This is a genomic window from Mycobacterium sp. Dal123C01 (assembly GCF_052566995.1).
Genome location: NZ_CP199580.1, coordinates 4228976 through 4250542, shown reverse-complemented (window position 1 = coordinate 4250542; position 21567 = coordinate 4228976). Strand labels below are relative to the sequence as shown.

The following is a 21567-nucleotide window of genomic DNA, read 5'->3' as shown; positions in this document are numbered from 1 at the left end:
GAATCTTCGTTACCCGATTTCAAGATCATCCCAGCCGGGCCGCAATTCTGCGATGGGGCGGCTGGTATTTAACGGGAGTTTGACAGCGTATTTACAGAGGGGGTATCTCGGGGGAGCGGGTCAGGGGCGCGCGGCAACAAATGTTTCGTTCGGAACGCCGGCGGTGAGCCCCTCGACATCGAACGGTGCGTCCAGACGAGCGTGCAACCTTTCGGGATCGGTAAGAAGGCTGATCTCGGCGGTCTGGCGGGCAAACAGACGCCCGAAAAGCGGGTAAAGCCAACGCATTACCGCTCTTTCGGCACCGTTGCAGCGCGCTGCGCAATAGCCGACGTGGCCTAGCTCGTCCGTCAGGATCTCGGCGTAGAGGCGCTCGATGCGCGCGGCGACGTCTGGCTCCTCGGCGAACAATTCAACGCCGACACGGCGTAGCTCGTCGAACATGATGCAGCCCGCCATTTCTGCGGCGCCAACGAACGGGAATCCGAATCGCTCGGGGAGAAACACTTCCATCTTGACGAATTGGCGCATCACGAACGGCGGCACGACCACCTGGAACGGCAGACCGAATATGTCGAGCACGTAGGCCAACAGACGGGTGTGATAGTGCTCCTCAAGAGCAAGGTAGATGCGCTCCGGTGGCTCGTCTTCGCCGCCGATGCGCCCGTAGGTGTCGCCCAAGTCCACTCCGAACCGCTCCGCCTGGTTCAGCTTGGCCGTGGCCAGGAGGAACAGCATCTCGCGGGACAGCCCTGGCTCGGGGCGGCGGCGGCGCAGGTTCCGCAGAAACACCTGTCTATCGATTCGACGAGCAGAGCGCACCGGGTCGGCCTCCAACCAGGTGAAGAAGTCTTCACGGTTGGCGAGCCGGCGATGCAGCAGATCGGCGTCGCCGTCGCGATGAGCTAGGTAGACCCGGTAGCCGTCAATGCCTGTGCCGGTCACGGCGTCTCCATTCCCTGAACGATGGTTCTCACGTATCGGTCCAACAGTGCGGCGCGTGATTTGGACGCTCCGCTGGTGGCTAACAAGGCGAACAGGCCGGTCATGAAGATCACGCCGAGCTCGCCCGCGTCAACATCCCGGGACACCCGCCGCGCAGCCTTCGCTGCACCGATTGCGGCGATCACGAATTCGGCGAGTGGATGTTCGGCGGTCTCGTCCTCGATGGGGCGCGTTGCGGAGAAGTGCAACCCGAGCATGTCCCTGAAGACGACGGGGCCTAGCCGTTCCTCGGCGGCGAGCACCTCACGAACCAGCAGCGTGAGCATCGACATCAGATCAGTTGGCCCGCTTGCCTTGACGAGGTTTGCCACAATTTTGGCTTCTTCGGCTCGCTCCAGCTCGACCAGCACGTGCTCTTTGGTCGGGAAGTGGAAATAGAATGTGCCCCGCGCGACACCGGTGGCCGCGGCGATCGCGGCGACGTCGGTACCCGCCAATCCAGACCGCCCCATCTCGGCCACCGCGGCGTCGAAAAGACGTGCGCGCGTTTGGATTCGCTGCGCCTCTCGAACATTCACGACCGGCACAGCCTCGGCGGCCGGCGTCGTCGATGGCATACCCGCCACCCTATCCAATCTCACTGGCGTTCGTCAATGACGGGTGTCAATGAAGCTGAGCAACTCGATTCAGAGCTGTCCACGGGGTGCGCCAAGCGCGACCGGGGCCGGGCGTAACGTCAGGGCGACATTGCGGGCGAGATCTCGCAGTGGCGTTACGCTGGCGCGGCTGGAAGGGCAAAGGGGCCGGAATGGATTTCGAACTCGACGTCGCGCAACGCGCGTGGCTGACGGAGGTTCGCGAATTCCTTCGGGAGAACGTCACCCCAGAATTACGAGCCGAGCTGGCCGAGCATGATCTCGAATTCCCCGACGGCGAGGTGACACGATTTCGCCGCAAGATCGGTGCGAAGGGCTGGTTCGGGCTGAACTGGCCGCGTGAGTACGGCGGCCTCGGTCTCGGCGCGGTATATCAGCACCTGCTGATGAGCGAGTTTGAGTATTGGGGCGTGCCCGGACCCGACCTCACGGTCACCTCGGTGGCGCCGATGATCATGCGACACGGCACCGAGCAGAACAAGACCGAATGGCTGCCGCTGATCGCCAAAGGCGAAATGATCTGCGCCGTCGGCTATTCCGAGGCCGAAGCGGGAACGGACTTAGCCAGCCTGCGGACCCGTGCGACACGCGACGGCGAGTACTGGGTGATCAACGGCAGCAAGATCTGGAACAGCGGGGCGCAACGTGCCACCCACGAGTGGCTCTGTGTGCGCACCGATCCGAATGGTGTGCGCCATCGCGGGATTTCGGTCATCATCGTGCCGGTCGACAGTCCGGGGATCCAGATTCGCCCGCTCTACGCGTGGTCTGGCTACCGCACCAATGAGGTGCATTTCGATGACGTGCGGGTCCCCGTCACGAATGTGGTGGGTGAGATCAACCGCGGCTGGACCTACATCACCGGCGCGCTCGACCTGGAACGCGGTGCGCTGACCAATGCGGGCGATCTGCGTCGCGCGGTGGACGAGTTACGGGAACTTGCCCGCTGCCCACGACGCGATGGGTCGGTGCCGGCTGACGACGCGGCCCTTCGCCGTCGCCTGGTACAGGCCGAAGCCGACGTAGAGGTCGCGACGTTGATGGGTTATGAGGCCGCCTCGATCCTGGACAGTGGCGTGATCCCGACCGTGGAGGTCAGCGTCGAGAAGGTCTTCACCAGTGAGCTGCGGCAGCGCATCGCCGATCTGGCACTCGCTCTGCTCGGCCCGGACGGCTTGCTGGCGCATCGGAGCGAAACCGCGCCGCTGGCAGGCAAATTCGAACGGCTGTACCGGGCTGCTCCATTGATGCGGTTCGGTGGCGGCACCAACGAGGTGCTGCGTGACGTCATCGGTCAGCGTGGCCATGGAATGCCCCCCTATGGGCGGTGACGTATGAAAGCGTTGCCGACTGCTGAGCAACGCGAATTCGCCGCATCGTTGCGCGCGCTGCTGTCGGCGGAATGCCCGGTGAGTCTGGTTCGGGGGCTCGGTGAACCCGGCGCCGATCGAAGTACCCCGACGCTGTGGAAGGCATTGGCCGACGCCGGCGTGTTCGGACTCGCGATCGCCGAGGAATATGGGGGCTCGGGCGGCTCGCTCGATGATCTCGCTGTTTTCTACACCGAGGCAGGTCGTGGGCTGTGTCCGACGGCGGTGCACAGCACCATTGCGGCGGCATTGGCAATCGAGCAGCTCGGCTCGCCGGACGTCAAGACCGCGTGGCTGCCGCTGCTGGCAAGCGGGCACATTCGCGGCACCACGGCGTTGTGGAACGCCCGTGACGCCGCCGACGTCTCGGCTGTGCTGCGCGCCGATCCTGTCTCGACCCGCTGGCGGCTCAACGGAGTTGCGGACTATGTCGCTGACGCCGATATCGCGGACGTCATCGTGGTATCGGCCGCGGCGCGCGAACGCACGCTGGTTTTTGCCGTTGACGCCCGCGCGGCCGGGGTGACCATGGAGCCGCTCGCCATGGCAGGCGGGCACCGGGCGTTCGCGGTGCGGCTCGACGATGTCACCGTCGGCGCCGAAGCCCCGCTCGATGAACCCGGTATGACCCGGGTGCGCCGCTTGGCCAATGCGGCGGTGGCACTGGGATCACTCGACTTGGTCGGAGTCGGACAGGCGGTGCTGGATCGCACCGTCGAGTACACCAAGCTGCGCCACCAGTTCGGCCGCCCGATCGCCTCCTTCCAGGCGGCACAGCATTTGATCGCCAACATGCACATCGCCTTGGCCGCGGCCCGATTGGCCGCGCACTCCGCGGTCTTTTGGATCGCGCGCGGACAGACGGGGACCAGACAAACGGCCATCGCCCGCATGCATGCCGCCACGGCGGCCCGGCTCGTCACGCTGGATGCCCATCAACTGCACGGCGGGATCGGTTACGTGACCGAAACCGATCTGCATTTGTGGACCGAACGGGCAAGGCTCGGTTCAACTCTCGGCGGCGGGGCAGATGTCGCCGCAACTTGGCTGGAGGAAACCTTGGAAAACACCCCGAGACAAGGGACCGCCAGTGGGTGAAGACACCCTGATCGACGCCGACTCGGCGTCGCGAGTGGGTACCGTCGCCGCGACCGCGACCGGCGAGGTGAACCAGCGCGATTGGCAGCGGTGGGCGTCGGCGGTGGGTGACCATAATCCGTTGTATTTCGACCCGGATTACGCTCGCGCCAACGGCTTTCACGACATCATCTGCCCTCCGCTGTTTCTGCAGTACGCGGTGCTCGGCGTCGCGCACCTTGACGCGCTGCGGCCCGATGGATCTTCGGGCGCAGCTTCGGGCAGTCTCGCGTTTCCCCGTGCACCCAAACGGATGGCCGGCGGCGAGAGCTTTACCTTTCACCTGCCGGCCTATCACCGCGACGAGATCGAAATGGTTCGCACCATCGAATCGATCGTGGAGAAACAAGGCCGCTCAGGCAGCTTCGTGCTGGTCACCTGGCACACGGTGTACCGGAACCAACACCGCGACCTGGTCGCCGAAGCCTCGACCTCGATGATCGCGCGACCCTAGGAATGCCATGATTCGCGCCGGCGACGATGCAGAGCAAAAGAGCGATGTGGGGGCACCGCCCGCTTGCGGGGGAGAGGAGTGGCGCCATGAGCACTGAGCAGGTGTTCTACGACGATATCGGCGTGGGCGAGCAGATTCCCGCACTGACCGTCACCGCCGACGAAACCCAGCTGTTCTTCTTCAGCGCCGCGACCTACAACGGTCACCGCATTCACTACGACAAGGACTGGGCGCGCGGCGTCGAAGGCTACGACAATGTGCTGGTGCACGGGCCACTCCAGGCGGCACTGCTGGCCCGGGCAATCGGCGACTGGATCGGTGGGCGCGGCCGTCTGGTGTCTTTCTCGGTGCAGAACCGCGCGACGGCATTGCCGGGTGAGCCGCTGACCTTCGGCGGCGTGGTCACCGGCAAGCGCCTGACTGACGGCGCCGCACTGGTGGATCTGGAGATCACCGGCCGCCGCGACGACACCGTGCTAATGCCCGGAACCGCAACGGTCGAGCTGCCCCTACGAAAAAACATCAGCGGAACGCCGTCGTGACAGGATTGCGTGGCGAAGCGGCCATCATCGGCATTGCGGAGTTGCCGGCGCAGCGCCGCCCGACCGGGCCTGCGCTGTTCACCCTGGACCAGTACGCGCTGCTCGCGAAACTGGCCGTCGAGGACGCCGGCGTCGATCCCGCGCACATCAACGGCCTGCTCACCCACGGCGTGGCCGAATCGGCCATGTTCGCGCCGGCGACACTGTGCGAATACCTCGGCCTGGCGTTGGATTTCGGCGAGCGCGTGGACCTCGGCGGGGCCACGTCCGCCGGAATGATATGGCGGGGTGCCGCCGCCATCGAGCTCGGCATCTGTGAGGCGGTGCTCGCCGTGGTGCCCGGATCTGCATCGGTACCACAATCGGAACAACGCCCGGCCGCTGCCCCGAATTGGTTTGGGGCGTCGTCAAATAACTACGGGTCGCCGCAGGCCGAGTTCGAAATCCCCTACGGCAACCTGGGGCAGAACGCGCCGTACGCGCAGATCGCTCAGCGCTACGCCGCCGAATTCGGCTACGACCCCGCCGCGGTCGCCAAGATTGCGGTCGACCAGCGCACCAACGCGTGCGCGCATCCGGGCGCGGTTTTCCACGGCACCCCGATCACCGTCGACGACGTGCTGGCCAGCCCGATGATCGCCGATCCGATCCACATGCTCGAGACGGTGATGCGCGTGCACGGGGGTGTCGGTGTCTTGCTCGCCAACGCCGACCTCGCCCGCCGCAGCCGCCATCGCCCGGTCTGGATCAAAGGCTTCGGCGAACACATCGCCTTCAAAACCCCGACCTACGCCGACGACCTGTTGCACACCCCGATCGCGCGCGCCGCCGACAAGGCATTTGCCATGTCCGGGCTGAACCGGTCCGATGTCGATATCGCTTCGATCTACGACTGCTACACGATCACGGTGCTGATGAGCCTGGAAGACGCCGGCTTCTGCGCCAAAGGCCAAGGCATGTCATGGATTGCCGAGCACGATTTGACCCACCGCGGGGACTTCCCGCTGAACACTGCCGGCGGCCAGCTGTCCTTCGGTCAGGCCGGCATGGCCGGCGGCATGCATCACGTGGTCGACGGGGCGCGGCAGGTCATGGGACGAGCCGGCGATGCCCAAGTGCCGGACTGCCACACCGCGTTCGTCACCGGCAACGGCGGCATCATGAGCGAGCAGGTCGCACTGATCATGCGGGGGGACTGATGACCGCAGCAGCCCGCCCGGTTCCCGAGCCCACACCCGTCTCGCGTCGGTTTTGGGATGGCCTGGCCCAGCACAGAATCCTGGTGCAGTATTCGCCCTCGCTGCAGCGCTACGTCTTCTATCCGCGCATCCTCGCTCCCGGCACCCTGGTCGACGACCTGGAATGGCGTGAAATCGATGGTGCGGGAATGCTGTACACCTTCACCGTCTCCCGTAGGCCCACCGGCCCACCCTGGGCTGACGCGGTCCCGCAGCTGCTCGCGGTGGTGCAGTGGGATGCCGGTCCGCGGATCAGCACCGAATTGGTCGACATCGATCCGAGCGACATCCGGATCGGTATGCGGGTTCAGCCGGTGTTCTACGATCTGCCCGAACCCGGAATCACGCTGCTGAAATACCGGCCCGCATGACCTCACCGGTGCGGTCGGAGGTGCATATGAACGACGGCGTGCAGGCGATGCTCGACCAATTGAACGCCGGGTTCCCGCGCGTCGAGAACCTGACCGGCCCGCAAGCCCGTGCCGCGGTCGCCGAGCGGCGCATGCCGGTCGACAACTCCGACGACGTCCGCAGCGCCACCGACCGCATCGTTCCGGGCCCCGACGGTGCCATCGGCGTGCGGATCTACTGCCCGCACGGCGAGCCCTCCGGCGACCGTGCCGCGATCGTGTTCTGCCACGGGGGCGGATTCGTCTTCTGCGACATCGAATCTCACGATGGATTCTGCCGGGCACTGGCCCGCGGCAGCCAAGCCGTCGTGGTGTCGGTCGACTATCGCCTCGCGCCCGAACATCCCGCGCCCGCGGCCGCGCTCGACGCGTTCACGGTGTTCTGCTGGGTGGTCGAGCACGCGGACGAGCTGGGTATCGACCCCCGGCGCACCGCGGTCGCCGGCGACAGTGCCGGCGGGAATTTGGCCGCGGTCACTGCGATCCTTTGCCGTGACCGGGGAGTCACTCAACCTGCCGCGCAGCTGCTGATCTACCCGGCGATCGATCCCTCGTTCGAAACCGAGAGCTACCACCGTTACGGCGCCGGATACTTCAACACCCGCGCCGCAATGCAGTGGTATTGGCGTCAATACCTCGGTGTTGAGCGGGTTTTCGACCCGCCCGCCCTGGTGGCTCCGGCCCGCGCGGACTCTCATGTGGGCTTGGCGCCGGCAGTGGTCGTCACCGCCGGGCTGGATCCCCTGCACAGTGAGGGATGCGACTACGCACGCCGGTTGCGCAGCGCGGGAGTGCCGGTCGTGCACCGTGATTTCCCCGGATTGTTCCACGGTTTCATGACGATTCAATCCTTTCCTCCGGCGGCATCGGCACAGCATCTGGTCTGCGCCGACCTGCGCCGACTACTGCATACGACGAGGGTCTCGACATGACCGAAGTAAGCGACGTCATCGTGATCGGCGCCGGTTTCGCCGGCCTCTACGCGGTACACCGAATCGCGTCATCGGGATTGTCGGTGACTGCGATCGAGGCGGCCCCCGATGTGGGCGGCACCTGGTACTGGAACCGCTATCCGGGTGCGCGGTGCGACGTCGAAAGTGTGGACTATTCCTACGCTTTCGACTACGCGTTGCAGCAGAGCTGGCGCTGGAGCGAACGCTTTGCCGCCCAACCGGAGATCCTCGCTTATCTGCGGCACGTCGCCGACCGTTTCGATCTGCGCCGCCACTACCGATTCGGCCTCGACGTCGTCGGTGCCACCTTCGACCACGGTCGCTGGCATGTCGACACTGCGACCGGGGAAAGCTACGAGGCACAGTTTCTGCTGTGCGCAACCGGCTGCCTTTCGGCGGTCAACCGGCCCAATATCCCCGGTGTTGAGGACTTCTCGGGCGAGGTGTATTTCACGGCCGCCTGGCCGCGGGAGGATCCCGATCTGCGCGGCAAGCGGGTAGGCCTCATCGGCACGGGATCGTCCGGGATCCAGGTGGCTCCGATCGTCGCCGCGCAAGCCGAAAAGCTGGTGGTATTCCAGCGATCCGCGAATTACACCATCCCGATGCCCAACCGCCCGTGGTCGGCTGAGGAGCAGCGCCAGATCCAGGAGCAGTACCCCGAGCGTCGCCGGGTTTCCGCCTACGCGCCGGCGGGCACACCGCATGGCACCTACCACAAGAATGCCGTCGACACCGAACCCGAGGAGCAGGCCAAAGCGCTCTGGCAGCGCTGGCGCGAAGGCGGTGTCCTGTTCGCCAAGACCTTCCCCGACCAGACCAGCGACCTGGCCGCCAACGACGTCGCGAGGCAATTCGCCGAGGAGCGGATCCGGGAAATCGTCACCGATTCCGTTGCCGCAACGGATCTCATCCCGGTCGATCACCCGATCGGAACCAAACGGATCTGCACCGACGATGGTTACTACGCCACCTTCAACCGTGACAATGTGCGGCTGGTCAACCTGCGCCGCGAGCCCATCGAAGGCATCACCGCCGACGGCGTACGGACCAACGAGGCGACGTATCCCTGCGATGTGCTGATCTTCGCCACCGGCTTCGACGCGATGACCGGGGCATTGACCCGGATCGACCCGAGTGGGCCCGGGGGAGAGCGGTTGCGTGACATCTGGGCCGACGGCCCGGTGACGTTTCTCGGTCTGATGGTGCCGGGTCTGCCGAACCTGTTCACGATCAGCGGGCCGGGCAGTCCCTCAGTGCTGGCCAACATGGTCCTGCATGCCGAGGTTCAGGTCGACTGGGTGGTCGACCTGGTGCGGGCCGCGCAACAACGGGGGTTGAGCGAGGTTGAGCCACGCCACGATGCCGCCCTCGCCTGGACCGAGCACGTGGCCCAAGCAGCCGAACGGACACTGTTCCCCAAGGCGGCATCGTCGTGGTACCTGGGCGCCAACATCGAAGGCAAGACGCGGACCTTCATGCCCTACATCGGTGGGTTCGGCACCTACCGGCGCCACTGCGACGAGGTGGCCCATAACGATTACTCCGGGCTGGTGTTGACGACGAGATCAAAGAGGAAGTGAGACAGTGCCGGAGACGGTTCAGCAGCTCTTACGGCAACGCAGGCACGATGACACCCCAGCGGTTGCTCACGGCGACCGGAGCTGGACCTGGCGCGAGCATCTCGCCGAAGCCGAGTCCGAGGCGGCGGCGCTGATCACGCTCGCCGATCCGGCCCGGCCCCTGCACGTCGGTGCCGCGCTGGGCAATTCACCGGCAATGCTGCGCGCGATGGCGGCCGCCGCGCTGGGCGGCTATGTGCTGTGCGGCCTCAACACGACCCGCCGCGGAGCCGCTCTGCTCTCCGACATCCAGCGCTCCGACAGCCAAATCCTGCTGATCGACGACGACCACAAACCTCTCTTCGAGGGCTTGGATCTCAACGGAATTCACGTTCTCGACGTTGACGGGACGCGCTACGCCGAGGTAGTCGCCGCGGCGCCACCGCTGACTCCGCACCGCGAGGTCACTGCCACCGACACGTTCATGATGATCTTCACCTCGGGCACCAGCGGTAATCCCAAGGCCGTACGGTTCGCGCACGGCATGGCCGTCATGTGCGGCGCCAGCCTGATCTTTCAATACGACGTCACCGCGGCCGATGTCTGCTATCTGGCGATGCCGCTGTTTCATTCCAACGGCGTTGCCGCCGGCTGGGCCGTTGCTGTCGGCAGCGGCGCGGTGATGGTCCCTGCCAAGTTTTCGCCGGCTCGCTTCCTCGATGACGTGCGCCGCTACCGAGTGACGTACCTGAACTATGTCGGCAAGCCGCTTGCCCTGATCCTCTCCACACCCGAACGGCCCGACGACGCCGACACGACGCTGCGGATGGCGTTCGGCAACGAGGCAACGGATCGCGATATCAAGGAATTCGCACGGCGTTTCGGGTGCCGGGTGGTCGACAGCTTCGGATCCAGCGAGTTCGCGGTGATCGTGGTGCGAGAAGACGGCACGCCGGCCGGCTCGATCGGTAGGCCCTATCCGGGGGTCAGCATCTACAACCCGACAACCGTGACGGAGTGCGCGGTCGCGCAGTTCGACGAACACGGCGCGCTGACAAACTTCGACGAGGCCGTCGGCGAACTGGTCAACACGCAGGGGGCGGGGCCGTTCGTCGGCTACTACAACGATCCGGCCGCGACCTCCGAGCGGATGCGACACGGCATGTACTGGGCAGGTGATTTGGCCTACCGCGACGCCGAGGGCTGGATTTACCTTGCCGGCCGCACCGCCGATTGGATGCGGGTGGATGGCGAAAACCTGGCGGCGGCACCGATCGAGCGGATTCTGGAACGGCTGCCGCAGGTCAGTCAGGTCGCGGTGTATGCCGTGCCGGACGAGCGGGTCGGCGACCAGGTGATGGCGGCGCTTGTGCTTCGTCACGGGATGGGTTTGCAGCCAACGGATCTCGAGGAGTTTCTGGCCGCACAACACGACTTGTCACCGAAGGCGTGGCCACGTTATGTGCGTATCAACGATGACCTTCCGGCGACGGCCACCAACAAGATCCTCAAGCGCGAGCTGATCGCCGCCGGGATCAGCGCCCAGGGTGGCGTGCTGCTGTCACGAGCGCCGCGCGGCACAACATATAGCGTCGACGACCGAGCCACCTCGGCTGCGGCACAACCGGTTGCGGACCCTGCAACCTCGTAAGCTCAACCGGACTCGGCCGGGCTGGGCGCCTCGCCGAATCGGGCCAGAAACAGCGTGCCGGCCACCGCCACGGCGAATCCCACGACCACCAACCAGCCCCAGCCGGGCCGAGCGGTGTCGCCCAGCCACAGCACGCCGACGAGTGCGGGAGCGATGGTTTCACCGACGACCATGGCGGCCACCGTGGTGGTCACCGACCCCCGCTGCAACGCGGAGGTGAACAACAGAAAGCCCGCGGCGCCGCCGCCGGCCGCCGCGTACAAAGCGGGGTTGGTGTAAAAAACCGCTTTGGTGGGATCGACCTCGTCGAGCATGCGCACACCGATCTCGACCACGCCAAAGCCGCTCCCGGCGGCCAGGCCCAGCGCGAGTCCACGCTCACGGTCGCGTAGCCGGCCGGCGGCGGCTCCGGCGACGAAGAGGACGGCGACCACACCGAGCAGCGCCCAGCCGAGTCCGGCTGGGGCATGGCGAAAGTGCGCCGGCCCGGCAGCACACGCGAGCGCGGCGAGGCTTGCACAGACCACACCCACGGCCGTCCACTCGGCCGAGGAAAGCCGCGCGGAGAGCACCCACGCGGACACGATGCCCGTGACGGCGATCGAGGCGGCCAGCGCCGCGGCGACGACGTAGATCGGCACCATCCGCAGGGCCATCACTTGCAGCACGAAGCCGACGCCGTCCAGGCCGATGCCCACGAGATAACGCCACTGCCGGACGGCACGCAACAGCAGCATTGCATCGACACCGGACTTGCCGCCGGTTTCCACCGAGCGCGCCGCGACGGCCTGCAGTACCGAAGCGGTGCCGTAACACACCGAACAACCCAGCGCGAGTAGGAATCCGATGAGCACAGACTGACAATACGATGATGACGGGTATCGAAGGCAAAGTTGTGGCCATCACGGGGGCCAGCAGCGGGATCGGCGAGGCGACGGCGCGTCTGCTCGCTGAACGCGGCGCGAGGGTGGTCCTGGGTGCGCGTCGCGTCGAGCGCCTCGATGAGATCGCGCAGGCGATACGAGAGCGCGGGGGACAGGCCGTCACCTGCCGGACCGACGTCGCCGTTCGCGCCGACCTCGAGGGACTCGTCAGCACCGCCGTCGATCAGTTCGATCGCCTCGACGTGCTGGTAAGCAACGCCGGAATCAGCAAGATCGGCCCGATCTCCGATCTGGACGTCGACGGCTGGTCGGCAATGATCGACGTCAACCTGCGCGGGGTGCTGCATGGATTCGCCGCGGCGCTACCGGTGTTTCGCCGGCAGGGCCGAGGTCACTTTGTGACGACGGTATCCACGGCGGGGCTGAAGATCGTCCCCACCATGGCGGTCTATGCGGCGACCAAGAACGCGGTCCGCACCGTCATGGAAGGTCTGCGCCAGGAGTCCACCGACGGCGTGGTGCGGACCACGTCGATATCCCCGGGCTTCGTCGATACCGAACTGGACAGCTCTATCGACGATGTGGCCTTGCGCGAGCAGATCCGGCGCACCATGAGCGACTTCGGCATTCCGCCCGACGCGGTCGCACGAGCCGTCGCGTTCGCGGTCGAACAGCCCGACGAGGTGGAGATCGGAGACATCACCATCCGTCCCACGGTTCAGGTCTAGCGGCTGCGCTGCGTGAAGCGATACACCGCCTCCGCGATCTCTTGCGGGCAATCTTCTTGGAGAAAGTGCTTGGCGGGCAGCTTGATTGACTCCTGCACACCGGCGGCACGTTGGGCCGTCACGCCTTCACGCCGCCACGGCAGCATCGTGTCGCGCTCGCCCCAAACGATTTGCACCGGGTAGGGCCCTTGCCGGACAGCGTCGAGGTAAAGGTGCTCCTTGGCGGCGGTCAGCTCGAAGCCGCGCATGATCTTCAGAAAAGCCCGCCCGCCGTCGTCGCCGAACAGCAGCGGCAGCCAACACGCGATTTCGGCGGCCGGAACACGGCGGCTCACGGCGACCAGTCGCATGAGCGACAGGAATGCGCCCGGCACGTGCAGGGACGCCAGCCACGCTTCGCCGAGGCCCCGATGCGCGAACGGCTCCATCGGCCAGGGCCGGTGGAATGACTGCACTTCGATGATGGTGTTCAGCAACGTCATGGACAGCACCCGCTCGGGTGCCGCGCTGGCCACCTCGAAGCCGATGGGTCCGCCGATGTCATGAAGCAACAGGTGGAAGCGCTCGAGTTGCAACTCGTTGATCGCCGAGAGCAGCCAACGGCCAAGTCCGGTCCACGTGTAATCCGCATCAACCGGTCGTTCGGCGAAGCCGAGCCCCGGCAGGTCGATCGCGATGCCGCGCAATCCTCTGGCGGCCAATTCCGGAACCACTTTGCGATAGAGGTAAGCCGATGCCGGAACCCCGTGCACGCAAACCACCGCGGGTGCATCCCGCGGACCCTCGTCCAGGACGAACGACGAGATCCCGTCGGCGCTGAAGGTGCGCCCCGATGATCGATACTGTTCGAGTAGCTCCGCGGTGCTCATACGTGTAGTCAACGCCGCAGCGCGCATAAACCTTCCAGGTGGGCGGTCGGCGCCCCTAGGCATCACATGGTCGAGATGATCTGCCAGCGCTGCGCGCTGTACTCCGTGTCGGAGATCGCTCCTCGGGTATGCAACTCCTCGAGTTGCCGCAGCCGCTCCGACACCAACATCCCGGGCTTTGAATTGTCGGCCGTGGTGCGCCAGCCCGCGCCGAGGTTGATCAGCCGCAGTGCGAACAGCACGCCGACCGCCGTGATGGGCAGCCCGAAATAGAGCAACCACCCCAAGGGCATGCCGGCGCGGCTCAACGCGAAATAGCGCGAGACGAGCACCAGAGCGACGATCGCGCCCGACAGCAGCACGGCGGCCTTGGTTTTCATGCGTGGTTTCCTTCTTGCGGTGCGCTGCCGGCGGCAGCCGTGTCAAGCAAGTGGAACCGGATGCGTGGCTACCGATCCCAATATCGCTCGGCCGCGAGTGCTATCCCGAGCTACGCGTCTCGCCGGGCGACCCGCAGAGCGGAGCGAGGTAGTGCAACACCAGGGCGGTGACGATCCCGTAGCCGAGATGCGGAATCAGGTCGCTGATCCAGTCGACGAGGCTCCAGGTGAGTGGATCGGTCACTCCGAGGACGGTCATCGGCCCGTTGGTGCCAACTAGCGCGATGGCCGATGCGACCAGCGTGGCGACCAGTAATCCGGGCCGCCAGCCCAGGGCATAGGCCAATCCGAGAATGACGCCCATCCCAATGCCCGCGGCGTAGCCGGTGAGCGCGCCAAGGCCCGAGAGTCGGTTGGCGAGCACGTCACCGCCGCCGGGAACCGTGAGGCCGAACAGCCTCGCCATGGCCTCGACGGTCCGTTCGGGCGTGCTGCTGGTCGGCCGGCCCCGCACCGCGATGTCGAGGTAGGTGATGACGTTCAATGCTGTGGTGCCCGCGGCGCCCGCCGCTGCGCCACTCAGCAGTCCCGGCCAGACCCGTTTGCCTTGCAGCCGTCCCCACCAAACCCCGGCATATTGCCTGGTTTCCATCACCACTCCTAGGCTGCCCGGGCCGGCGCGATCCTTGTCTCGGGTAATAATAGGGCCGGCGCCGCAGCGTCATGCCGCGTTGCGTTTATGCACATCCTGCTCCGAGTCACTAGAATCGGGCGTCATGGGGAATCGCAAGGGCAGGATAGCCGCGTGGTGCGGCGGTGCGGCCGTGCTTGCCGTGGCGCTCGGCGGTGTTGGCGATGATGGCAAGCCGCTGGCCAGCGCCGCGGTCCCGTCCTCCAATGTGGTCCCTACGCCTCCGTCACCAGGCGATACCAGCGGCGGCGGCGCCTTGCCGGTCAAACCCGTCGGGGGTGGTGGCTGCATCCTGGGCCTGAACTGTGGGCCCATTCGCCCCAACCCACCTCCGCCTCCGCACCGCCAGCCGAGCCTGCCGCACGATCCGCAACATCCTGCTCCCGCACCTCAGAATCCCTAGCCGGATAGGTCAGTTGTAGCCGGCCAGCCGAATCTTCCTATGATTTGGTAATGAGCGCCGGTGGGCTGGACACCCTGGGCTCGCCGGCATTCACCGACGAGGACTCGGCCCGGTTTCGTGCGGCCGGCTGGTGGGCTGACTCGACACTGTCGGACGCGGTGCGGCACAACGCCGAACAGTCACCGGACCGTCGCGCTTATTCCGACGAGCCCGGCATATCCTTGACCTGGCGTGAATTCGACACTGCAGCAACCGATTTAGCCGGCCAGCTGGCCGGTCTCGGTGTCGCGCGGGGCGATCGAGTTGCGGTGTGGCACGGCGACGCCACCGCGATCCACGTCCTGTTCGTCGGGATCGAACGCTGTGGTGCCGTCGTCGTCGGCATTGGCGCCCGCGCCGGCACCCGCGAGGTGAGCGCACTACTGCGCAATGCGGACCCGAAGATCCTGATCAGCGATCACCGGCACACCGATGCCGCGGCCCGGGCCGCGGCCGAATCGTCGGTGTCCTTGCTGCTCCTGGGTCAGGATGCGGGTCTGCCGCGCTTGGATGTCGACGTGCAGAGCCCGGCGGTGGCAGGCGCATCTCAACTCGGCGCTGACGACGTCTTCCTCATCAACTCCACCTCTGGGACCACGGGCATGCCCAAGTGTGTGGTGCACACTCAGAACCGTTGGCACTACTTCCACCAGAAAGCCGTTGCCAACGGGTTGCTGACATCCGACGATGTGTTTTTGCCCGTCATCCCCACGCCCTTCGGCTTCGGAATATGGACCAGCCACACCACCCCGATCTATCTCGGCGCCAGCTCGGTGATCCTGGACCGCTTCACCACCAGGGCGGCGTGTGAGGCGATAGCCCGGCACAAGGTAACCGTATTATGCTGTGTCAGTACGCAATTGACGATGCTTATAGCCGACCGCGCATCCCGGGATTACGACCTGAGCTCGCTGCGTGTCGTGTTCACCGGGGGCGAGGCGTTGCCGTATCGGCCCGCTGCCGAATTCGAAGAGCTGACCGGCGCAAAGATCCTGCAATTCTATGGCTCGAATGAAACCGGCTTGCTCAGCGCGACAAACTTGGATGACTCTCTGGAACGTCGACTGCGCACCGGCGGCCGGATCGTTCCCGAAATGGCGGTCCGGCTCTTCGACGGGGATCAAGATGTCACCGCGACTGGGCGGGGCCAGCCGGCGTGCCGGGGCCCGGCGACCAGCCTCGGCTACCTCGGGGGTACCGACCACGACAAGCTGTTCACCCGCGATGGGTGGATGCTGATGGGCGATATCTGTGAGCTCGACACCGACGGCTACCTCACGGTCACCGGCCGAACGTCCGACTTCATCCTGCGCGGTGGCAAGAACATCAGCGCATCGCAGGTCGAGGATGCCGTCATGACCCATCCGGCGATTGCGCTGGCGGCCGCCGTGGCGATGCCGGATCCGGTATTCGGGGAAAGGGTCTGTCTCTACACCGAACTCGCCGACTCTGCGACCGTCGACCTGCCCGAGCTCGTCGAGCACTTACTGGCACTGGGGGTTTCCAAGGAGCTGTTGCCCGAACGCCTGATCGTTGTCGACGAAATACCCCGGTCATCCGGCGGAAAGGTCGCCAAAGGCGAGCTCCGCCAAGATATTCGAGCAAGGATGGAGACCGAGCATGAACACACCTAACCCACGACGAGGTGGCCTGGAGGTGTGGGCGCCGTCGGTGGTGCCCCCGATCGGCGTCGAGCTGTCCAACGAGCAGGCGCTCGCCGTGGCCTTCCGCCATCTGGCCGGCATCGGCTTCGCCGAGAATATGGCCGGACACATCACCTGGCAGTTCGACGGACAAAGCGACATGTTGGTCAATCCGTGGGGCCTGTGGTGGGCCGAACTCACCGCATCCGATATCTGCCTGGTCGACAGCGAAGCTCGGGTGGTCCGCGGTCGTTGGGATGTCACCCCGGCGATCCACATTCATACCGAGTTGCACCGAGCCCGTGAAGATGCCCGGGTGGTCATTCACAATCATCCGTACTACGTCTGCGTGCTCGCCGCGTTAGGCCGGCTGCCGGAACTCGTGCATCAGACCGGCTCGCTGTTTCTGGATGACCTGTGCCTCGTCGGCGCCTACGACGGCGAGATCGACAGCCCGGCCCATGCAGCCGATCTCGCGGCGCGCATCGGAGGCGCCAACCTGACGATTCTGGCCAACCACGGCGTCATTGCAACCGGTCACAACCTGGCCGAGGCGGTGTACCGGGCGGCTTCGATCGAACGGGTATGCAAGCTGGCCTACGACGTCATGCTCACCGGTAAGGATCCGGTCGCGATGAACTGGTCGGACATGGCGGGCATGCAGCGATCGCTGATCGAGCGGGCCGCCGACGTGTACTGGGCAGGGGCGGCACGGATGACCATCAAAGCGGATCCCGATGTGCTCACCTGAGCCGCCGCCTGCGCACACTCGAAGCCCTGACCGCACACCGCACACCCTGCCCCGCAAGGAGGTTGACCAGTGAAAGCGATTGACGAGCTGGCCGCGAATCTGAATTTCACCATCGCGAAAACGGGTGAGGATCGCTCCGTGACGTTCCTGCCGGACCCGCCCCGGGCGCCGCGCCGCTACACGGTGATCTCGGCCGACGATCACATCGTGGAACCACCGGATACATTCACCGGCCGCCTGCCGCGAAAGTTCGCCGACCGGGCGCCGCGCGTCGTGGACACCGACAGCGGCGGACAGACCTGGGTCTATGACAATCAGGAGCTGCCCAATGTCGGGTTCAATGCCGTGGTCGGGCGACCCGTTTCGGAGTACGGCTTCGAACCTGTCCGGTTCGACGAAATGCGCAGGGGTGCATGGGATATCCATGACCGCGTCAAAGACATGGATCTCAATGGGATATACGCGTCACTCAATTTCCCTTCATTCCTGCCGGGATTCGCCGGCCAGCGATTGCAGCAGGTAACCAAGGATCGCGATCTGGCGCTGGCCTCGGTCCGCGCCTGGAACGACTGGCACCTCGAGGTGTGGGCGGGGTCGTATCCCGAACGGATCATTCCCTGCCAGTTGCCCTGGCTGCTGGATCCCGAACTGGGCGCCAAGATGATCTACGAGAACGCCGAGCGCGGCTTCCACGCCGTGACGTTCAGCGAGAACCCCGCGATGCTCGGGTTGCCGAGTATTCATTCGGGCCACTGGGATCCGATCATGGCGGCGTGTGCCGAAACGGCAACGGTGGTGAATCTGCATATCGGATCTTCGGGTTCGTCGCCATCGACCACCGAGGATGCGCCACCCGACGTCCAGGGTGTGCTGTTCTTCGCCTACGCGATTTCGGCAGCCGTCGACTGGTTGTACTCCGGCTTGCCCAGCAGATTCCCGGATCTCAAGATCTGTTTATCCGAAGGCGGAATCGGCTGGGTGGCAGGCTTACTGGATCGCCTCGACCACATGCTCAGCTATCACGCGATGTACGGCACTTGGCAGGCGCTGGGGGAGAAGCTCACTCCCGCTGAGGTTTTCACCCGGAACTTCTGGTTCTGCGCTGTGGAGGACAAGTCGTCGTTCGTGCAGCGTGACCGAATCGGTATGGACAACATCATGCTTGAAGCCGATTATCCGCACTGCGACTCGACGTGGCCGCACAGTCAACAAACGATCCACGACGAGATCGGTGACCTGCCGCCGGACGCGATCCGCAAGTTCACGTGGGAGAACGCTTCGCGCTTGTACCAGCATCCGGTGCCGGTAGCGGTCCAGCAGAATCCCGACGCGTTCTGACGACATTGCCCGCGACAGGTCACTTGCCGGTCTTCGGGCAGTGGCAGTCAGCGGAATCGGCCAGTGTCTCGGTCCGCGCCGCGTTGCGGTACGACGCGGGCCGCTCCGTCCACGTGCTGTGGGAGGCGCCGGGCTGACCAAGGCTGTTGCGGATCTCCGCGGCCTTCGTGATCCCCGATGCAACCGGCGTCGTGGTAACCGAGGCCGCCGACGACACTGAACTGGCTTCCAGACACGACGGCGTCACGACCCAGTCCATGAATTGCCATACCGCGGCAACCAGGGTGATCAGCAGTAGAACCGTCGCGACGGCATGGGCCATCAGGTAATAGCAGTATCCGGTTGAGGTTGGTGGCGAACCATCGCCAGCAGCAACCATTTTGAATGTCACCTGTCGCATCGAGAGGCCCCTTTCTTGAACCTAGCGGTGTCACCCGCCACAACCCTTGCTCGACAGTTGTTCGGAGCACAGGGTCGCTCGGATGGGCACAGTTGGTTTTGGGCGCCTGCACCGGTCGTGACCAGCGCGTTTGTCCCACCGAGTAGTTCGGGGGTGGCCATCCTGGCATCGGATGCGCTTCCCTGTGTGGGTGAGATACCGCGATGACGGAGGTGGGGACAGTGGCGAGCGGCAAGGTTGACTTCAGTTCGGTCCGGTGGGGCTCGGTGGAGTGGACGAACCTCGTGACGTTGTACTTGCGTGCTTACGAAAGCCGGTCTCGGCATCCGATTCTGGGTGACCATGCCGCCGCGGAGGCCGTCGACCGGATCGACTACGACTTCAAACGAATACATCGGAACTCGTTGCCGGCGTCCAACCAGTATCTCGTCGCGTTGCGCGCGAAACAGCTCGACGACTGGTGCGCTGACTATCTTCGACAGCATCCCGACGCGGTGGTCTTGCACCTGGGCTGTGGCCTCGATGGCCGCGCCTTCCGCCTCGATGTACCGCCGTCGGTGCGGTGGTTTGACCTCGACCAGCCGAGTGTCATCGAGCTTCGCCGCCAGTTGTACGACGACACCGAGCGCTACCAGATGATCGGCTGTTCGGTGTCCGATCCGCAGTGGCTCGAGCAGATTCCCACCGGCCACCCGACTCTTGTCGTCGCCGAGGGCCTGCTGATGTATCTGGAAGAAGGGGACGTCCGCCAGCTGTTGGCACGACTGACGGACCGGTTCGACTGCGGAGAACTGCAGTTCGACACGCTCTCTTCGGCCGCACCGCTCCTGTCGAAAATCTTCACCAGAGGCATTATCAAGTGGGGCATCGGCAACGCGCGCGACCTGGAAACGTGGAATCCGAAGCTGCGGTTGCTCAAGCAGACGTCGGCACTCACCGGCTACGAGAAGATCGACACCACCATCGTGCGATGGATTTACCGGGTGTTCAATGCCACGCCGTTCGGCCCGTACGACGTGCTCAACCGCTTCAAGTACTGAGTTCGGCGCAAATATTTCTCTTTTGCTCTGCGTGATCGAGTGTGGCTCGACTAGCGTCGAGTTACCAGCAACCCGCTGGGATGTCGGCCTCAAGGGCGGATGTGAACTGGAGGTGCCTGATGAGGAAGATTATTGCCGCTAGCGCCCTGGCGTTTGCTGGGCTAATGACCACCGGGGTGGGAACGAGTAACGCCGACGAGATTCTGGTTGAGGGTAACTATGCGACTCAGGCGGGTTGTATGGCAGACGGGCCGCACGTCGAGGTCGACCACCCTGGCACCTGGACTCATTTCTCCTGTGTCCAGCATTCGGATGGCCTTTGGTACTTGTACCTGAGCAACTGAGCTCATCAGCTGGCCGGTGACTGGTCACAGTTCAGCAGCAAGTCGCTGCAGAATGACCGCGGTGGACTCCGCGGTGGCGTGTCGGTATCCCGTTCCTGCCCACAGGTGGACATAGTCCGGTTTCCCTGCCGCCGCAGCGGCTTTGCGCAGCGGGCTGGTCAGATGGTGAAGGGCGGGATAACCGAACGGTGCCTGACCCTCGTGGTTGTCGATAAACGAGTTGCGCAGTCCGCGGGCTGGGCGTCCGGTGAAGGCGTGTGTCAGCACGGTCTCGATCCGAGCGGGATCGGTCAGGGCCGCCTGGTGAGTTGCTGACGCGCCGCTTTCGGTGGCGCGCAGCAGAACAGTGCCGACAATGGCTGCCGCGGCGCCGGCGCGGATAACGTCGGCCACCGCGCCGGGTGTGGCCAGCCCACCGGCGGCCAGCACCGGCAGCGGCACCGTGGCCGTCACCTGTTTGACGAGGTCGACGATCGGAACCGGTTGCAACGGTCGCTGCGGCGAGAGCGTGCCGGAATGCCCACCGGCGACCGCTGCCTGCAGAGCCAGCATGTCGACACCGGCGTCATGCGCTTGTGCCGCCTCGTCGGGCGTTGTCACCGTTTGGACCACTACGGTATTGGCCTGCTGCAGCGCGGCAATCACGCTGCGCGGTGGAATGCCGAAGGTGAACGACACCATCGGGACCGGGTCGTCGAGCAACAGCGCGATCTTCTCGTCGAACCTGTCGGTGTCCTCGATGGGATCAGCAGGCAGGGTAAGGCCGAACTGGTCGGCCTCCTGCTGAATGATCGCGGCGTAAGCCCGGTAGCTTTCGGGGTCAATCGGCAGCGGATTAGGGGCAAACAAGTTGATGCCGAACGGAATTCCCTTGGCACGAACGGTCTTGAGCTCGGCTTCGACGGCTTCCACGGTCTTGTAGCCGGCCGCGAGCATGCCCAGGCCGCCCGCCCGGGTTGCGGCCGACACCATTGCCGGCGTGGTCGGGCCGCCCGACATCGGAGCGGCAATCAGGGGGATGGACATCTCGAACTGTGCCAACATCTCGGTGCCCCTTCGCAGGTGTGCGGGCTCGTTGTTTCGCCGAATCGAGCCTAAGTCATTTCTCGGACATTCCATTCGGGCGCCGGACCTGACAG

At 65.1% G+C, this 21567-nt stretch carries 23 protein-coding genes; 15 read left to right on the top strand and 8 right to left on the bottom strand.

The features are described 5' to 3' along the window. Positions 1 to 120: 120 nt before the first annotated feature. Both ACTXG5_RS20030 and ACTXG5_RS20025 read right to left on the bottom strand, forming a co-directional pair. Entirely contained in the window at positions 121 to 945 is an 825-nt protein-coding gene (locus ACTXG5_RS20030) for a hypothetical protein (protein ID WP_445160452.1), read from the bottom strand. Continuing rightward, positions 942 to 1562: a TetR/AcrR family transcriptional regulator gene (locus tag ACTXG5_RS20025; protein ID WP_445160451.1), complete on the bottom strand. Its 621-nt coding sequence runs from the start codon at positions 1560 to 1562 to the stop codon at positions 942 to 944. Before ACTXG5_RS20025 ends, ACTXG5_RS20030 begins: the two co-directional genes overlap by 4 nt. 191 nt (positions 1563 to 1753) lie before the next feature. On the opposite strand from ACTXG5_RS20025, the gene ACTXG5_RS20020 reads away from it, so the two are divergent. The 9 genes from ACTXG5_RS20020 (at position 1754) to fadD1 (ending at position 10918) form a co-directional block, all read left to right on the top strand. Beyond that, positions 1754 to 2932 (top strand): acyl-CoA dehydrogenase family protein, encoded by a 1179-nt coding sequence (locus tag ACTXG5_RS20020; RefSeq protein WP_445160450.1) that lies wholly within the window; start codon positions 1754 to 1756, stop codon positions 2930 to 2932. Positions 2933 to 2935: 3 nt separating this feature from the next. Further along, positions 2936 to 4069: an acyl-CoA dehydrogenase family protein gene (locus ACTXG5_RS20015; RefSeq protein ID WP_445160449.1), complete on the top strand. Its 1134-nt coding sequence runs from the start codon at positions 2936 to 2938 to the stop codon at positions 4067 to 4069. After that, entirely contained in the window at positions 4062 to 4562 is a 501-nt protein-coding gene (locus tag ACTXG5_RS20010) for a MaoC family dehydratase (RefSeq protein ID WP_445160448.1), read from the top strand. Before ACTXG5_RS20015 ends, ACTXG5_RS20010 begins: the two co-directional genes overlap by 8 nt. An 86-nt stretch (positions 4563 to 4648) precedes the next feature. Next, a complete protein-coding gene (locus ACTXG5_RS20005) occupies positions 4649 to 5104 on the top strand; it encodes a MaoC family dehydratase (protein WP_445160447.1) in 456 nt (151 codons plus the stop codon). Further along, positions 5101 to 6303, top strand: a complete 1203-nt coding sequence (locus ACTXG5_RS20000; RefSeq protein WP_445160446.1) for a thiolase family protein — start codon at positions 5101 to 5103, stop codon at positions 6301 to 6303. The genes ACTXG5_RS20005 and ACTXG5_RS20000 overlap by 4 nt, the downstream gene beginning before the upstream one ends. Then, a complete protein-coding gene (locus ACTXG5_RS19995; RefSeq protein WP_445160445.1) occupies positions 6303 to 6713 on the top strand; it encodes a Zn-ribbon domain-containing OB-fold protein in 411 nt (136 codons plus the stop codon). The genes ACTXG5_RS20000 and ACTXG5_RS19995 overlap by 1 nt, the downstream gene beginning before the upstream one ends. 20 nt (positions 6714 to 6733) lie before the next feature. Beyond that, on the top strand, positions 6734 to 7684 hold the full coding sequence (locus tag ACTXG5_RS19990; RefSeq protein ID WP_445164509.1) for an alpha/beta hydrolase fold domain-containing protein: 951 nt from the start codon (positions 6734 to 6736) through the stop codon (positions 7682 to 7684). Beyond that, on the top strand, positions 7681 to 9288 hold the full coding sequence (locus ACTXG5_RS19985; RefSeq protein WP_445160444.1) for a flavin-containing monooxygenase: 1608 nt from the start codon (positions 7681 to 7683) through the stop codon (positions 9286 to 9288). Before ACTXG5_RS19990 ends, ACTXG5_RS19985 begins: the two co-directional genes overlap by 4 nt. 4 nt (positions 9289 to 9292) lie before the next feature. Then, positions 9293 to 10918 carry a fatty-acid--CoA ligase FadD1 gene (gene fadD1, locus ACTXG5_RS19980; RefSeq protein WP_445160443.1) on the top strand — a complete coding sequence of 542 codons (1626 nt, stop codon included), beginning with the start codon at positions 9293 to 9295 and terminating at the stop codon, positions 10916 to 10918. A gap of 2 nt (positions 10919 to 10920) precedes the next feature. Here fadD1 and ACTXG5_RS19975 read toward each other — a convergent pair whose 3' ends face one another. Beyond that, the gene (locus ACTXG5_RS19975) at positions 10921 to 11772 is read right to left on the bottom strand and encodes a DMT family transporter (protein WP_445160442.1); all 852 of its coding nucleotides are present in this window, start codon (positions 11770 to 11772) and stop codon (positions 10921 to 10923) included. Positions 11773 to 11789: 17 nt separating this feature from the next. On the opposite strand from ACTXG5_RS19975, the gene ACTXG5_RS19970 reads away from it, so the two are divergent. After that, positions 11790 to 12530: an SDR family oxidoreductase gene (locus ACTXG5_RS19970; RefSeq protein WP_445160441.1), complete on the top strand. Its 741-nt coding sequence runs from the start codon at positions 11790 to 11792 to the stop codon at positions 12528 to 12530. Here the strand turns inward: ACTXG5_RS19970 and ACTXG5_RS19965 are convergent. The 3 genes from ACTXG5_RS19965 to ACTXG5_RS19955 form a co-directional block, all read right to left on the bottom strand. Further along, on the bottom strand, positions 12527 to 13399 hold the full coding sequence (locus ACTXG5_RS19965; RefSeq protein WP_445160440.1) for an alpha/beta fold hydrolase: 873 nt from the start codon (positions 13397 to 13399) through the stop codon (positions 12527 to 12529). The genes ACTXG5_RS19970 and ACTXG5_RS19965 overlap by 4 nt on opposite strands. Positions 13400 to 13461: 62 nt before the next feature. Further along, on the bottom strand, positions 13462 to 13779 hold the full coding sequence (locus ACTXG5_RS19960; RefSeq protein ID WP_445160439.1) for a hypothetical protein: 318 nt from the start codon (positions 13777 to 13779) through the stop codon (positions 13462 to 13464). A gap of 100 nt (positions 13780 to 13879) precedes the next feature. Beyond that, on the bottom strand, positions 13880 to 14431 hold the full coding sequence (locus ACTXG5_RS19955) for a hypothetical protein (protein ID WP_445160438.1): 552 nt from the start codon (positions 14429 to 14431) through the stop codon (positions 13880 to 13882). A gap of 124 nt (positions 14432 to 14555) precedes the next feature. Between ACTXG5_RS19955 and ACTXG5_RS19950 the strand changes: the two genes are divergently transcribed. The 4 genes from ACTXG5_RS19950 (at position 14556) to ACTXG5_RS19935 (ending at position 18644) form a co-directional block, all read left to right on the top strand. Continuing rightward, on the top strand, positions 14556 to 14873 hold the full coding sequence (locus ACTXG5_RS19950) for a hypothetical protein (protein ID WP_445160437.1): 318 nt from the start codon (positions 14556 to 14558) through the stop codon (positions 14871 to 14873). Between the two features lie 50 nt (positions 14874 to 14923). Further along, complete coding sequence (locus ACTXG5_RS19945) at positions 14924 to 16546, top strand: class I adenylate-forming enzyme family protein (RefSeq protein ID WP_445160436.1); 1623 nt, start codon at positions 14924 to 14926, stop codon at positions 16544 to 16546. Next, positions 16533 to 17306, top strand: a complete 774-nt coding sequence (locus ACTXG5_RS19940; RefSeq protein ID WP_445160435.1) for a class II aldolase/adducin family protein — start codon at positions 16533 to 16535, stop codon at positions 17304 to 17306. Before ACTXG5_RS19945 ends, ACTXG5_RS19940 begins: the two co-directional genes overlap by 14 nt. 69 nt (positions 17307 to 17375) lie before the next feature. Then, complete coding sequence (locus ACTXG5_RS19935; RefSeq protein ID WP_445160434.1) at positions 17376 to 18644, top strand: amidohydrolase family protein; 1269 nt, start codon at positions 17376 to 17378, stop codon at positions 18642 to 18644. Positions 18645 to 18663: 19 nt separating this feature from the next. Here the strand turns inward: ACTXG5_RS19935 and ACTXG5_RS19930 are convergent, their stop codons facing one another. Continuing rightward, on the bottom strand, positions 18664 to 19044 hold the full coding sequence (locus ACTXG5_RS19930) for a hypothetical protein (protein ID WP_445160433.1): 381 nt from the start codon (positions 19042 to 19044) through the stop codon (positions 18664 to 18666). A 203-nt stretch (positions 19045 to 19247) separates the two neighbouring features. Here ACTXG5_RS19930 and ACTXG5_RS19925 point away from each other — a divergent pair, with 203 nt between their 5' ends. Beyond that, the gene (locus ACTXG5_RS19925) at positions 19248 to 20084 is read left to right on the top strand and encodes a class I SAM-dependent methyltransferase (RefSeq protein ID WP_445160432.1); all 837 of its coding nucleotides are present in this window, start codon (positions 19248 to 19250) and stop codon (positions 20082 to 20084) included. A gap of 368 nt (positions 20085 to 20452) precedes the next feature. Here the strand turns inward: ACTXG5_RS19925 and ACTXG5_RS19920 are convergent, their stop codons facing one another. Continuing rightward, positions 20453 to 21472 (bottom strand): NAD(P)H-dependent flavin oxidoreductase, encoded by a 1020-nt coding sequence (locus ACTXG5_RS19920; protein WP_445160431.1) that lies wholly within the window; start codon positions 21470 to 21472, stop codon positions 20453 to 20455. Positions 21473 to 21567 lie beyond the last annotated feature (95 nt).